This is a genomic window from Extibacter sp. GGCC_0201 (genome assembly GCF_017566055.1).
Taxonomy (GTDB): domain Bacteria; phylum Bacillota; class Clostridia; order Lachnospirales; family Lachnospiraceae; genus Extibacter.
The window spans coordinates 1-13,449 of the sequence record NZ_JABFCH010000042.1; the positions used below are offsets into that span (position 1 = coordinate 1).

Annotated in this window: 13 protein-coding genes and 1 pseudogene; 2 read left to right on the forward strand and 12 right to left on the reverse strand. The window is 47.7% G+C overall.

Annotated elements, in window-relative coordinates; all coding sequences use genetic code 11:
• Positions 1-318: 318 nt before the first annotated feature.
• The 5 genes from radA to ald form a co-directional block, all read right to left on the reverse strand.
• Entirely contained in the window at positions 319-1,671 is a 1,353-nt protein-coding gene (gene radA, locus HJV72_RS18220) for a DNA repair protein RadA (protein ID WP_208073178.1), read from the reverse strand.
• Positions 1,672-1,790: 119 nt separating this feature from the next.
• Positions 1,791-2,204, reverse strand: a complete 414-nt coding sequence (locus tag HJV72_RS18225; protein WP_049730337.1) for a hypothetical protein — start codon at positions 2,202-2,204, stop codon at positions 1,791-1,793.
• 56 nt (positions 2,205-2,260) lie between these two features.
• Positions 2,261-4,699, reverse strand: a complete 2,439-nt coding sequence (locus HJV72_RS18230) for an ATP-dependent Clp protease ATP-binding subunit (RefSeq protein WP_208073179.1) — start codon at positions 4,697-4,699, stop codon at positions 2,261-2,263.
• A gap of 59 nt (positions 4,700-4,758) precedes the next feature.
• The gene (locus tag HJV72_RS18235; RefSeq protein WP_208073182.1) at positions 4,759-5,127 is read right to left on the reverse strand and encodes a GntR family transcriptional regulator; all 369 of its coding nucleotides are present in this window, start codon (positions 5,125-5,127) and stop codon (positions 4,759-4,761) included.
• 223 nt (positions 5,128-5,350) lie between these two features.
• A complete protein-coding gene (gene ald / locus HJV72_RS18240; RefSeq protein ID WP_208073184.1) occupies positions 5,351-6,466 on the reverse strand; it encodes an alanine dehydrogenase in 1,116 nt (371 codons plus the stop codon).
• A gap of 302 nt (positions 6,467-6,768) precedes the next feature.
• Here ald and HJV72_RS18245 point away from each other — a divergent pair, with 302 nt between their 5' ends.
• Positions 6,769-7,626: a MurR/RpiR family transcriptional regulator gene (locus HJV72_RS18245; RefSeq protein WP_208073186.1), complete on the forward strand. Its 858-nt coding sequence runs from the start codon at positions 6,769-6,771 to the stop codon at positions 7,624-7,626.
• A 339-nt stretch (positions 7,627-7,965) separates the two neighbouring features.
• On the opposite strand, the gene pnuC is transcribed toward HJV72_RS18245, so the two are convergent.
• From pnuC to HJV72_RS18260, 3 genes are read right to left on the reverse strand one after another with little or no spacing between them, the layout of a single operon-like run.
• Entirely contained in the window at positions 7,966-8,658 is a 693-nt protein-coding gene (gene pnuC / locus HJV72_RS18250; protein WP_208073188.1) for a nicotinamide riboside transporter PnuC, read from the reverse strand.
• Between the two features lie 3 nt (positions 8,659-8,661).
• Positions 8,662-9,558 (reverse strand): PfkB family carbohydrate kinase, encoded by an 897-nt coding sequence (locus HJV72_RS18255; protein ID WP_208073190.1) that lies wholly within the window; start codon positions 9,556-9,558, stop codon positions 8,662-8,664.
• On the reverse strand, positions 9,555-10,550 hold the full coding sequence (locus tag HJV72_RS18260; RefSeq protein WP_208073192.1) for an ADP-ribosylglycohydrolase family protein: 996 nt from the start codon (positions 10,548-10,550) through the stop codon (positions 9,555-9,557). Before HJV72_RS18260 ends, HJV72_RS18255 begins: the two co-directional genes overlap by 4 nt.
• A gap of 225 nt (positions 10,551-10,775) precedes the next feature.
• Between HJV72_RS18260 and HJV72_RS18265 the strand changes: the two genes are divergently transcribed.
• Entirely contained in the window at positions 10,776-11,504 is a 729-nt protein-coding gene (locus HJV72_RS18265; protein WP_208073194.1) for a GntR family transcriptional regulator, read from the forward strand.
• Positions 11,505-11,608: 104 nt separating this feature from the next.
• On the opposite strand, the gene HJV72_RS18270 is transcribed toward HJV72_RS18265, so the two are convergent.
• The 4 genes and pseudogenes from HJV72_RS18270 to HJV72_RS18285 form a co-directional block, all read right to left on the reverse strand.
• A complete protein-coding gene (locus tag HJV72_RS18270) occupies positions 11,609-11,776 on the reverse strand; it encodes a hypothetical protein (RefSeq protein ID WP_208073196.1) in 168 nt (55 codons plus the stop codon).
• 48 nt (positions 11,777-11,824) lie between these two features.
• Positions 11,825-12,004: pseudogene (locus tag HJV72_RS20540) on the reverse strand (hypothetical protein); the annotation flags it as partial.
• 348 nt (positions 12,005-12,352) lie between these two features.
• Complete coding sequence (locus tag HJV72_RS18280) at positions 12,353-12,856, reverse strand: hypothetical protein (protein ID WP_208073200.1); 504 nt, start codon at positions 12,854-12,856, stop codon at positions 12,353-12,355.
• A gap of 18 nt (positions 12,857-12,874) precedes the next feature.
• A partial coding sequence (locus tag HJV72_RS18285; protein WP_208073202.1) for a hypothetical protein occupies positions 12,875-13,449 on the reverse strand: 575 nt, incomplete at its 5' end.

Below are 13,449 nucleotides of genomic sequence, written 5' to 3' on the forward strand. Positions count from 1 at the left end.
TTTCAAGAAATCTTCAGGGTCGTTGTCTATTGTTTAATTATCAAGGTGCTTTTGCTGTTTGCCGTCGTTAGCGGCAACTTCTATAAGATACCATATCTGTCGTTATTTGTCAACAACTTTTTTCTTATAATATTTCGCTTTCTTAAGCAGCAGCTTTTAAACACTACCACATGTTGTAAGCTCTTGTCAACATTTTTTTTGTCTTTTACCAAAAAAAAAATTTGTCGACTGCCTCCTCAAGCGACAGCTATATTAGAATACCAAACATGTCATATCTTGTCAACACTTATTTTATAACTTTCCCGTTTTCTATAATAACTATATTATAGATATCACTTCATTGATCGTCCGCACTCCTACAAGCCGTATTCCTTTTACTTCCCGAACCATTTCCCTGGACACTTCCGGAAGTACACATGTCTCAAATCCAAGCTTCTTTGCTTCTGCAACTCTCTGCTCAGGCATATTGACCGCCCGCACCTCGCCGCTCAGCCCAACCTCGCCAAACACGATCATCTTTTCATCGATCGGCCTGTTCTTGTAGCTTGAGACGAGAGCCATGACAATTCCAAGGTCTATAGCTGGCTCATTCATCTTAATCCCCCCTGCGATATTGACATAGGCATCGTAATTCGACATGGAAAGCCCGACCCTTTTTTCCAGTACGGCCATCAAAAGATTCACACGGTTGTAATCTGTACCGGCTGCAGTCCGTCTCGGCATTCCAAAGTTACTCTGGCATACAAGTGCCTGGATTTCTATGAGGATGGGTCTCGTCCCTTCCATAGAACAGGCCACCACCGAGCCGGAAGAATTCTCAGGCCGGCCGCTCAGCATATACTCCGAAGGATTAGCCACTTCCTGCAGCCCGTCCTGCCTCATCTCAAATACGCCGATCTCGTTTGTAGAACCAAACCGGTTCTTTACTCCACGTAATATGCGGTAGGATGCATGGCGGTCCCCTTCAAAATAGAGTACGGTGTCTACCATATGTTCCAGTACCCTAGGCCCGGCAACGGTGCCCTCTTTCGTCACATGCCCCACTATAAATATAGAAATACCCAATCCCTTTGCAAGCTGCATGAATACATTCGTAGATTCTCTCACTTGAGACACACTGCCCGGAGCAGAAGTGACTTCTTCGCTGTACATTGTCTGGATAGAATCAATGACAACCAGCTGTGGACGCCTTTTTTCTATCACTGAACGTATAAGCTCCAGATTCGTCTCACACAGAAGAAGAAGGTTATCCTTGAATGTCCCCATTCTGTTTGCACGAAGTTTTATCTGAGCCAGTGATTCTTCTCCGGATATATACAGGATTTCTTTTTCCTGGGACAATCTCTGGCACACTTGAAGCAGCAGCGTAGATTTGCCGATTCCGGGATCCCCTCCGACAAGCACAAGGGAGCCTGGAACGATTCCTCCGCCAAGTACCCGGTCCAGTTCATCGATGCCTGTCCTGATTCTGTCCTTCTCATCCGTCGATACACCGGACAGCGCAACCACCTCGGCTTCTTTCAGCTGCCTTGCACTGCTCTGTTTGACCGCTGCCACCTTCTCCTCTACAAATGTATTCCATTCCCTGCAGGCCGGACATTGGCCAAGCCACTTGCTCTCTTCATGTCCACAGTTCTGACAGAAAAATATGCTCTTTTTTCCCTTTGCCATTATTCTCTCCTCTGCGCCTTAGATTTCTCTTCCTGATAATCAGGATAATGTTTCCTGTTGTATAAAAAATCCAGCCCCCTGCCACCACAGGGGGCTGAACTGTCGGTAATCTTTCAGCACTACTTCTTTATCACTTTCACCTCAACACATTTATCTGGCTCCAGTTCTGCACTGACACTCAACTTTCCGCTCAGGTTCGTCTTCATATCGCCTGCATCGGCTCCATCCATATACACAGTGTACTCGCTGTCCGCTTCCAGCTCGAGCGTAAACTGCGCATCCTGGGTTCCCGATACTTTGAATGATACTTCTTCCTCTGTCGCCTTAAAGCTCTCCACCGCTGTTCCCGGCACGGATTCATATACGAACATACCGTTCTTCTCTAACTTTGTAATCTCTGAAAAGGTCTTCACTTTGTATAAGTCGCCCTGAAATTCAAATCCATCCAGCTTTGTCTTACTGTCCAGCGTGTAGTCCCCAAAACTAAGTGTCCCGTCTGCTTCAGCCTTCAAAAGCTCTTTCACTGCTGCCATTGATTTTATCCTCCTAAGGTTCTTCTTTTGTACCCCTATTATATATCAAATCCGTATTAATTTGTAGTCTTTGAAATAAATTTAATATCTTTTTTAGACATTCCGATTTCTACCACCGAACCCCTGGCAACTTCGCCTGAAAGTATCGCTTCTGCCAGCCGGTCTTCCAGCTGGTTCTGCACAGCCCGCCTCAATGGCCGTGCCCCAAACTTCTGGTCCGTCCCTGTCTCCACTATATGCTTTTTGACTGAATCTCTGACTGTTATCGTTATATCCAGCTGTTCTTTGGCACGTTTCGTAAACTCCCGGCACATCAGGCCCACGATCTTCTTCATCTCATCTTGTGCGAGGGGGTGGAATACGATGATTTCATCAATACGGTTCACGAACTCCGGCCGGAAAATCAGCTTTATCTCACGCATCACGTTGTCCTTCATCCGTTTGTAGTCTCCGGCAGCGTCTTCTCTGGCATTAAATCCGAGCTTCTTCGGATCTATGATTGCCTGTGCACCGGCATTGGACGTCATGATGATGACCGTATTGCGAAAGTCTACCTTTCTGCCCTGGGAATCTGTAATATGCCCGTCGTCCAGTACCTGCAGCAGTATATTGAATACATCCGGATGGGCCTTTTCAATCTCATCGAACAATACGACAGAGTACGGATGCCTCCGAACCTGTTCACTTAACTGTCCCCCGTCATCATGGCCGACATAACCTGGAGGAGAGCCGATCATCTTCGCAACGCTGTGCTTTTCCATGTACTCTGACATATCGACTCTGATCATCGACTCTTCGTTGCCGAACAGCGCTTCTGACAATGCCTTGGACAGCTCCGTTTTACCGACACCTGTCGGCCCGAGGAAGAGGAAGGAGCCGATTGGCCTCTTTGGGTCCTTTAATCCTACACGGCCTCTTTTGATTGCCTTTGCCACCGCAGTGACGGCCTCCTCCTGTCCGATGACTCTCTTATGAAGTGTCTGTTCCAGCTTGTTCAGCCTTGCACTCTCCGACTCCGCAAGGCGCTGAACGGGTATCTTCGTCCATTCCGACACTACATCAGCGATATCATCTTCTGTTATATACAGCTCCTTCTGAGCATTTCGTTTCTGAAAGCGCCTCCTGATCTGTGCAAGTTTTCTTTCCGCATCTTCCTGTTCTCTGTGAAGCATGGATGCTTCCTGCATATTTCCCTGTCTTACGGCGTCTTCTGTCTTCTTTATCAGTTCAGCAATTGCAGCTTCGAGCTGGAAGATGCTGTCGGGCACTTTAAACCCTTTCAGGCTTACTTTTGAGCATGCCTCATCCAACACGTCGATAGCTTTATCCGGCAGGAACCGGTCACTGATGTACCGGTCGGCCAGGCGCACCGCGGCCTCAAGCGCCTCATCATCAATCGCCACATGATGGTGCCCCTCATATCTGGAACGCAGTCCACGGAGGATTTCCAGGCACTGTTCTTCTGTAGGCTCCTCCACCGTAATCGGCTGGAACCTACGCTCCAGTGCAGCGTCCTTTTCAATGTATTTTCGGTATTCAACTATGGTGGTGGCTCCAATAAGCTGCAGTTCCCCTCTTGCCAGAGACGGCTTCAGTATATTAGAGGCATCCATGGCGCCTTCTGCCCCACCCGCTCCGATAATCGTATGCACTTCATCCAGAAAGAGAATGATGTTCCCGGCTGCTTTTACTTCTTGTATCAGCTTTTTCATCCGCTCCTCAAATTCCCCACGGTATTTGGAACCGGCTATCATCCCCGCCAGATCCATCGTAAGAATCCTTTTTTCTTTCATGCTGTCAGGCACTACGCCCGACGCTATACGCGCCGCAAGTCCTTCAATGACGGCTGTCTTGCCGACGCCCGGTTCTCCTACCAGACACGGATTGTTCTTCGTGCGCCGGCTTAGGACCTGCATCAGCCGGCTGATTTCTGCGTCTCTTCCTATAACCGGGTCAAGCTTGCCTTCTTCTGCCTCGGCTGTAAGGTCTGTACCGTATTGTTCCAGCACCCCTTCCTTTTTTCTGCCGCTTTCCTGCATCAGATCTTCCTGGTACTCCTTCGGATCCGCCCCAAGTACCGCAAGCACATCCTGATAGAGCTTCTGAAGGCTGATACCCAATGTCAGCAGGATACGTGCCGCCACACAGTCCACTTCTTTCAGTAGTGCAAGCAGCAGATGTTCCGTCCCGATATCCGGCGACCTGAAACGGAGTGCCTCCCCTTTGCTCTCTTCCAGGATATACTGAAGCCTTGGGCTGAAATCCGGATTATGAGCTACTGCAGTATTGCCTACCGGCGACACGAGCTCATCCACCACTTTCAATATATTCTCCTCATCTACGCCATTGGCTGCCAGAACCTGTCCGGCGACTCCGGTATATACCTTTCTAAGTCCGAGCAGCAGATGTTCCGTCCCAACATAAGGATGGTCCAGTTCCCTTGCTATCGTCTTTGCAATCCGTAATACTTCATTGGCCTGTTCTGTATAATTCATGCTGTCTGCTTATGATACCAGGATTGGCATCATAACTCCTTTCCAATCTAAATTAGCTGTTAACAATACTCCTCAAATATCTCATCCACCAGCTCATGGACTTCTTCCCTCGTAATATCCTTGCAGCTGCCTTTCGCAAGGACAATCTGGAGCTGCCGCTTCATCTCCTTGAGCGCCTGCACCTTATCCACATCGATGGCAATCACGGCGCCTCTCCTTCGGTCCAGCTGGATAAACCCTTCCTGCTTAAGTATACTGTACGCCTTATTTACCGTATGCATATTGATACCAATCGTATCTGCAAGCTGGCGCACAGAAGGAAGCGGATCGCCTTCGTGGATCGTAGCTGTGGCAATCCCCATGATAATCTGGTTGCGCAGCTGGATGTATAACGCTTCATCACTGTTAAAATCAATCTCTATCAGCATATTATCACCTTTTCTTACTGTGTCTTTTGTTATATACACCATAGCACACATGAAATTCGTCTGCAAGTGTAAATTTTGAAAGGGGTCAGACCCCTATGGCCATAGGGGTCTGACCCCTTTCAAAATTCTTCCCATTTTCTGACAATTTAAAAGGACCTGCGGCCGAAGCCGTAAGTCCTTTTGCAACTTTGAAGGAATTAAGTTTGGAAAAGTCAATTACCGATTACCATAAAGATTTGATATCTGTATAGTCATAGCAGTCAAAGCTGTCTGCAACGTTCTTACATGTGAGCTTTCCGTCATATGTGTTGATTGCAGAGTAGATAACATCGTTATCTGAGCAAGCTTTTTCAAGTCCCTTGTTCGCAATCTGCAAGCCGTAGCTTAATGTTGCGTTTGTAAGTGCGATTGTAGATGTTCTCGGAACTGCACCTGGCATATTTCCTACACAGTAATGTACGATTCCGTCTACTTCGTAAATCGGATCGTCGTGATATGTAACCTTTGTCGTCTCACCACATCCGCCCTGGTCAACCGCAACGTCTACGAATACAGCGCCTGGTTTCATCTCTTTGAGATATTTTTTCTTGAAGAGTTTTGGTGCAGCCTTTCCTGGAATCAGTACGGAACCGATTACGAGGTCAGCTTCTTTCACTGCTTTTTCAATGTTAGCATCTGTAGATACTAATGTCTGGATACGTGCTCCGAAGATATCATCCAGATATGCCAGTCTCTGAAGGTTGATGTCCATGATTGTTACGTTAGCGCCCATACCAACAGCTATCTTACAAGCGTTAGTTCCTACGGAACCGCCACCGAGGATAACGATATTAGCCTTTGGTGTTCCTGGTACACCGGCAAGGAGAACGCCTTCGCCACCGAATGTCTTCTCAAGATACTTAGCACCTTCCTGGATACTTAAACGTCCTGCAATCTGGCTCATAGGAGCAAGAAGCGGAATGCTTCCGTTTCTTTCAATCAATGTCTCGTAAGCAACACCTTTAACTTTTGCATTCAAAAGAGCATCTGTCTGCGGCTTGTCAGCTGCAAGATGAAGATATGTATAAAGAATCAGCCCTTCGTGGAACAACGGATACTCTTCCGGCAATGGCTCTTTCACCTTAATCATCATATCAACGGTATCCCAGACTTCCTTTGCAGTGTCAATCATCTTAGCTCCTGCCGCTTCATACTCGGCATCCATGAATCCGGAACCGACTCCGGCTCCTTTTTCAATCAAAACTTCATGACCTGCATTTACATAACTCTTTACGTTGTCAGGTGTCATACCTACACGGAATTCATTGTTCTTAATCTCTTTTACGCATCCTACTTTCACTTTGTTTTACCTCCTATTGGTACTAAAAATTATATTAGTTTGGCTGCCATGCGTCGGCATTGACTTTTCGTGAACAATATTTTTCACCGTCGTTGTTTTGTGAAGAATATTATTCATTTGTCTCTAAAATTATAGTATCACAGCCGTAAATAATATTCAATAAAAGTTATTTTTTTCACAAAAACTTTTAATTGTGTTAATTTTATGTCAGTTGTATTTACAATTTATTCTTGCAAAATTCAGTTTTTCATGATTAAATCTAATTATAAGATAGAAATACGTATGCTTTCGGAGGACAAAGTATGAAAGAATTAAGAGAAACAATTAACAATGCCAATCTCACCAAAACACAAAAGATGATTGCGAGATATGTATTGGATAACTCTGCTGATGCCTGTTTCATGACCTCCACCGAAATCGCGTTAAAGCTTGGCGTCAGCGAATCCTCTGTCATACGTTTCAGCCGTTCTCTTGGCTTTGACGGTTTTATGGATTTCCAGAAGAGTCTGCGCAAGGATTATCAGGACAAAGTGCTCAGCATCTCAAGTTCCATAACAGTCCCTTCACAAAGAGTGGCCAAGCGTGCCAAGCTGGATACGAGCTCTGACTATATCAACAGACATTTTAAAAATACGGCCAAGAATATGGAATCGGTCTTTGTCAACAACAGCACGGCGCTATTTGAGGAAGCGGCGGAAGCTATCATATCAAGCAAAAGGAAATATATTATCTCTTCCCGCGGCAACAGCTGTCTTGGCGACTATTTTCTCCTGTACCTGAAGCATATGCTTCCTAACGTAGAGATGACCAATTCCGCAGCCATCAGTCCGGTAGACCATATGTGTAATATCTCGAAGGATGACTGTGTCGTCGCGTTCAGCTTCCCCCGTTATTCTTCTATAGATAAGATATCAGTCATGATGGCCTATGAAGTCGGGGCTAAGATTATTGTAGTGACAGACAAGCCCAGTGCCCTGCTTGCACAATATGCCACCGTCCTGTTCACCGTACCCGTGGACAGCAATACTTTTTTCAATTCGCTTGTCGCGCCCCAGTTCGTAGCTGAAGCGCTTCTGGACACGATCAGCCATAAGGTGAAGGGAATTGAACGTCGGCTGAAGAAAATAGATAAATATCTCGGTGAGCTGGGGAACTACTAGTTTATGATTAAAGTGGGACGCGGACGGGGAGCCGGAAGCAGGCAGGGGATGTTAAGATAACATCCCCTGCCTGCTTCCGGCTCTTCTTCATTACGATTGCTTCTAACCAAAGATTTCAAACTACTTAGCACTATATTGATAGATTGACACAACGAAAGCACATCCATCAGCCAATAGTGTTACGCAGCCACCCCCGCCCGTGCCAGTAAAGTAGATAGCCGATGGGGAGGTAGGGGACAGATGCGAAGGTCTAAGCGGGAGGAACGGAGAATCCTCACCAGATACCTTAGTTTGTGGGATGAGAGCCGCCATCGGCGTCTACATTAATCAAACTGCCAATTATTTGTTCTCTACGTTTTTGGCAGCCAGCTTCCTCCAGTTGTAATATCCGTATACGGAATTGAACAGATAGGCAACCCACATGACAACCATCGTAATGGCGGAAGAATCCTTGCCGATGAGGAGCAGCCACATGACGACCGACACGACGTTGACGATAATCCAGAGCAGCCACTGCTCCGCATAGCGGGCAACCTGCATAATGAGTGCCACGACAGAGAATATGGTGGACATCGCATCAATCAGCGCCAGCTGCCCTCCGATACGGCTTAATATCTGCCAGTACACGAGTACGACTACCGCGACTGCCGCAAATAGTATGACGGTCTGCCTGCCGGTCAGCTTCTTTCCTTCCACCTCGCCGCTTTCATTGTCTTTGTGCTTGGACCAGAGATAGAAGCCGATAAAATTCATCGGTATATAATAGAATGCGTTAAGCATGAATTCTCCGTACAAATGGTTCTGGAAGGTGAGAAGCGCATATATGGCTACATTAACAGTAGCAAAGATATAAGTGCTCACTTTTCCCTTTGCCGCCAGCACGACACCGAGGATGCCGGTGATACCGCTGATGAGCGCAAGTAGATTGTCCCCCCAGATAATGCTGAGTACAATCATGATAACTGTAGATAATATGAGCCAGATGATTTCAAATCTGCTCCAGTCCGTAAAAAATCTTTTCGTCTTTTCCATCGTCTATAATCCTTTCTCAAATTGTTCTTTCGTCAATGTCGGTCCTTTTACCCCTACGACCATAGCTGATACTTTATTAGCCGTCCGGACAGCTTCTTCAAAGCTGTGCCCCAGTGCGCGCATCGCCATCACCGCTCCGATATGCGAATCGCCTGCTCCGATCGTATCTACGACCTCTGCTCTTTCTGCCGGGATGACAGAAGTCTTGCCGTCCTCACAGAGAAGCACGCCTCTGTCACCGAGGGTGATGATTACCACGTTGCCGGTCTTTTCTGCCAGCCGGTGGGCAGCACCTTCTGCCGTATCCGCACCTGTGGCTGAGATACTCTCCGACTCATTGAGGTGGAGCACAGGATGCAGCCCATATAGCCTGTCCCTCTTTTCATCCGGGATATAAGTGATTCTCGGACCAGGTGCATAATATACAAGAATATCGGGAACGCTCTCGAGGAAATCTAGTATGACGTCTCCTCCTTCCCCCTCTATCTCATACCCGCTCACATAAGCCGATTCAAAGTCATCTCCGTCCAGAGCGTCGAACCACTCTTTTTCAAATCTGCATTCGATTCCCGGCATCGTGACAAATGTCCTCTCACCGTCCGCCTCAACCATGCAGAGGCAGTATCCGTTGTCCATCTGATTGGACTTGACAGCGCTTTCATGTCCGCTCCTTTTAAGCTCCTCTTCGATAAATCCCGCGTACATCCCTGTACCTACCGGGGCAAAAAAAGTATGGTCCACCTGAAAATGCTTCAATATATCCGCCGCATTATATGCGCACCCGCCAACCGTCATCTTCTGGTCCTTCGCATACATATCTTCCCCGGAACGCGGAAGCCTGTCTATCTCCATGATGATGTCCAGCATAGCGGCACCGATTATCAGACTTTTCTTACTCATGATATCTTCCCCCGTTTCTTTGCCAATGCATCGGCATACTTCTCCAGATCAACTCCATTCGCCTGCCGGATCTTATCCACATAGGAACCAGGAATCCTGCCTATTCCCGAGGCCCCTCCGCATATGGCCGCGGCCATGGCCCCGATGGTATCCGTGTCCCCTCCGAGGTTCGCGCAAAGAAGCGCGCATGTTCTGACATCAAAGCTGTAATAAGCAATCGCAAGCGCCGCCGGGACCGATTCAGAAGTGTTCACGCCTGCCCCGATGATGTCATATATATGCTCCAAAAACATTCTGCTGTCCTCTTTGTATTCCTTTGCATACCGAACTGCCAGCCGCGTTCTCGCAGCAAGTGACGGGCTTGGTGTAGACGCGCCAAGAGTCATGGCATACTCGGTAACCGACAGAGCATCTTCTATCATCCGTTCCCTGTCACCATATTTCACCGCTGATGCAACAGCCATGGCAATCATGGCCGCTCCGGCTATTGTCACGTCACTCGTATGGGTGACCTGAGAGACTGCCGCCACATAATCGCACAGCTTCTCTTTCTCCTCTGGCTCAAACAAGGTACCTACAGGCGCGATTCTCATAGCAGCCCCGTTCGATACCGCCTCATCGGAGAATCTACGGGCATCCTTCCCCTCTTTGAAGAGTTGAAGCGTAACTTTGGAAGTAGGTCCCAGAATATTATTTTCAAATGCATTTTCATCCTCTGCCCACTTCAGGATATGTTCCGCTATGCTTCTCGCCGATGGGACGAAATCCGTCTCCGCCAGACTGTCCAATATAGTTAGCGCCTGGCTCGTATCATCCGTAAACTGTCCCGCTTTATATTGATAGGATATGATATTTTCAGGACATCCGTCCAGAAAGTCGTCAATCTCCCCGTAATGCTCCAGCACACGTTTTCTGCTCCAAAGCTCCGGAGGCATGCCCATCGCATCACCTATGGCCATTCCGTATAAAACACCTAATATCTTTTCTCTCATATAGCAATGTCTCCTTTCACTTATTATAATAAGTTCTTTTCCTTATATAGTCAACTTGTAATAATAGCAAAATAAAACAACTATTATTTGTACATACTGTACAAAGATATATTTTCCAGTTTTCATACTTATAATAACATGTTTACATCAATTGCTTTTAAACGTATAATTGTCATAGGACAACGGGTTTACACCCGTGAGAGCAGTTTAATAAAGAGGTGCGCCATGAATGAGAAAAAACCGAAGTATAAGATAATTGAAGAAGATCTGATAAGAAGGATTCAGTCAGGTGAACTACCGGGAGGCGCGGAACTTCCAAGCGAATCACAGCTGATTGCTACTTATGAAGTCAGTCGTGTAACTGCCCGCCGCGCTATCGATGAGCTGTATCATAACGGATATATCGAAAAGATGCAGGGGAAGCGCACCTGCGTCAGAAGAACAGCCCGGCTTCAGGAACTGACGTCTATCTCAAGCTATACGGAAGAGATCATCCGGCAGGGGATGAATCCCGGCAGAAAGGTCATCAAGTCAGAGATACGCATAAGCAGTGCGGAAGAAGTCACCAGGCTGCAGCTGCGCAAGGCGGACCCGGTCTTTTACCTCGAACGTATCTATTATGCGGATGACGCCCCTCTCTGCTTTACCCGGACCACCCTGCCGTATGAAATCTTCCGTGATATCGAGGGATATGATTTCATCGACAGCTCGCTCTATAAGATTATAGAAAATAACTACAACATAAAAATATCAACTACGACGTTGAAGCTCAAAGCAGTCCCTGCATACGGCGAGGTCATGAAGCATCTCGATATAAGTAAAGATACGCCCCTCCTTTACTCGACAGGGCTGACCTTTGGAATTGTAAAAGAAAGAGAAGTCCCAATCGAACTCTTTGCTACCTATTATCTGACCGATCATTTTGAATATACGCTGACGCAGAGCCGCAATTAGCAGCGGCCATGCATCCGTCCTCACTCGTAAAAAAGGGGCAGGTGTGACTCATGCGAGTCACACCTGCCCCTGATTGAGGTTATCTATTTCCCGACAGCCCCTTTTTACTTCCAATCAGTCAAATGTGGTTCCTTCCTCTTCTCCAGCCGCTCCAGAGCATCATAAAGGCTGGATCCCTTCCAGCCTGCTTCGCGGAATACGTTCTGGAGTATCCTGTCCGCCGTAGCAATATCCAGTTCCGGCTCCTTCGTTATCTCTCTGTAATCTGCCATCTGCCCTTATCCTTTCTGTTCCCTCGATCCGCCCCTGCCATCCGCATATCAGGATGAAGGAAGCGTCCATATGATCGATTCATCATATGGCTCACCTTCCCGGGGCGCTTTAAGATCCTTCGTATAATATATCTCCAGCTTGTCAGGCTGCGGCCTTCCTTCTTTCATCAGTATGACAAAAGAGAACTCCAGCTCGTCATTCGTGCCGATCTCCGTAACCAGATCGCTTTTATCATGATTTGAAAAAAGGAGGGCCCCTTCATACGTCTTCCTGCCGCTTATGCCCTGTACCATGATATTGCCGGCATCAAGCACATATAAGCCTTTATTTTCCGCGGTTCCGGAGATGACATAGTAAGAATAGCCCTTCTTTTCCTCGTAATAGTTGTAGTAGCCGTTTGGCTGCTTTGGCTTGACCTCCTTGCATATCTCAGCCTTCTCGAAGGTGAATGAGATGCCGTTCATGGCTATGCTCTCATCAGCATCGGCTTGTATGCTATGTTCCGCTGTTGCCTTGCCGCGGCAGCCGCTGACGCAAAGCAGCAGCAGAAAGGCCAGTAATAAGCTCTTTTTCATTTATTCCACCTCGAGCACCGCTTCGATTGCCCCCCCGTTATATAAGTTGTCCGGATCCTTCATATCAGCCGCTTCCACATTCAAGACGATCGGATACTCCCCCTCCTTCAATTCCTTATCTATCTTGAAGCTTGTTACAGCCGTGCCCGGTTTGATCAGGCCTGTCTGATACAATGTCGATCCATCACTTTTGAGTATTATGTGGAATTTGAAATAGCAGTCATTCCCTTCCGGGTTGAGCAGTGCCACTTCGACTTTCTTCGTTGCCAGGTCCATCTCAAGAACGTCATATCCCGGCATAAGGATGGAGTCCGGGTCTGTGTTCTTCACCCCATTCGGCAGCTGATATGCAATCGCATGCTTGTCCAGATCCGGCCCGCGCTCATAGGTCAATGCTGCCGTCACTCCTGCGGCCGCGATCAGCAGCAGCAGGATCACCGTCATTATTTTCCTGACAGGCCTTTTGCCATGCTTCCTTTTCCTCTTCCTGTATGTATCTTCCATATGCTCCTCCCTGCCCCGCTATTCTGTTATTATGAGCTGTGCCTCTATGTTTCCCGCATTATATACGATCTCAGGATCCTGTATGTCCCGCGTCTCCACGATAACCTCGATGGGGTATGTTCCCGCCTTCAGCTTCCTGCTGAGTTCGAATTCCATCACCGCTTTGCCTGGTTCTATCAGGCCGGAGGCGTATAGTGGTTCGCCGGTGTCCGTCTGCTTGATCGTATACCGGAAATAGCATCCATTCCCTTCCGGGTTGAGCAGTACGGCCTCGATATGCGTATCGTCCTCCCTGCCGTTCAGTTTGCTCACCCCCGGCAGCAGGATGGAATCGCTGTCCGTATTTCTAATGCCTTCCACATGGTAGGACACCGCCGTCTTATCCAATCCCTCAACTTCGTCCTTCCGTGCAGTCCATATGCCGGCCAGGAATATGATGGCGCATACGAGCGCCGCCAGTATGACCGAAAGCAGCCTGTGCCAGGCATGGTCGACAATCCGGAGGAAGCCCTCTTCCCCTTTTCCGTCCACCACCGGGATATATCCCACGACCCTTTTCGTCCACGCCAGCCTGTTCTGATAAGGATACAGGC

Bases quoted from the DNA above. Each gene is read 5' to 3' on its own strand.
- HJV72_RS18260 (WP_208073192.1), bottom strand. From the start codon at position 10,550: ATGAGAGAAAAGATATTAGGTGTTTTATACGGAATGGCCATAGGTGAT.
- HJV72_RS18245 (WP_208073186.1), top strand. From the start codon at position 6,769: ATGAAAGAATTAAGAGAAACAATTAACAATGCCAATCTCACCAAAACA.
- HJV72_RS18255 (WP_208073190.1), bottom strand. From the start codon at position 9,558: ATGAGTAAGAAAAGTCTGATAATCGGTGCCGCTATGCTGGACATCATC.
- HJV72_RS18270 (WP_208073196.1), bottom strand. From the start codon at position 11,776: ATGGCAGATTACAGAGAGATAACGAAGGAGCCGGAACTGGATATTGCT.
- pnuC (WP_208073188.1), bottom strand. From the start codon at position 8,658: ATGGAAAAGACGAAAAGATTTTTTACGGACTGGAGCAGATTTGAAATC.
- HJV72_RS18235 (WP_208073182.1), bottom strand. From the start codon at position 5,127: ATGCTGATAGAGATTGATTTTAACAGTGATGAAGCGTTATACATCCAG.
- HJV72_RS18225 (WP_049730337.1), bottom strand. From the start codon at position 2,204: ATGGCAGCAGTGAAAGAGCTTTTGAAGGCTGAAGCAGACGGGACACTT.
- HJV72_RS18265 (WP_208073194.1), top strand. From the start codon at position 10,776: ATGAATGAGAAAAAACCGAAGTATAAGATAATTGAAGAAGATCTGATA.
- HJV72_RS18230 (WP_208073179.1), bottom strand. From the start codon at position 4,699: ATGAATTATACAGAACAGGCCAATGAAGTATTACGGATTGCAAAGACG.
- radA (WP_208073178.1), bottom strand. From the start codon at position 1,671: ATGGCAAAGGGAAAAAAGAGCATATTTTTCTGTCAGAACTGTGGACAT.
- HJV72_RS18280 (WP_208073200.1), bottom strand. From the start codon at position 12,856: ATGGAAGATACATACAGGAAGAGGAAAAGGAAGCATGGCAAAAGGCCT.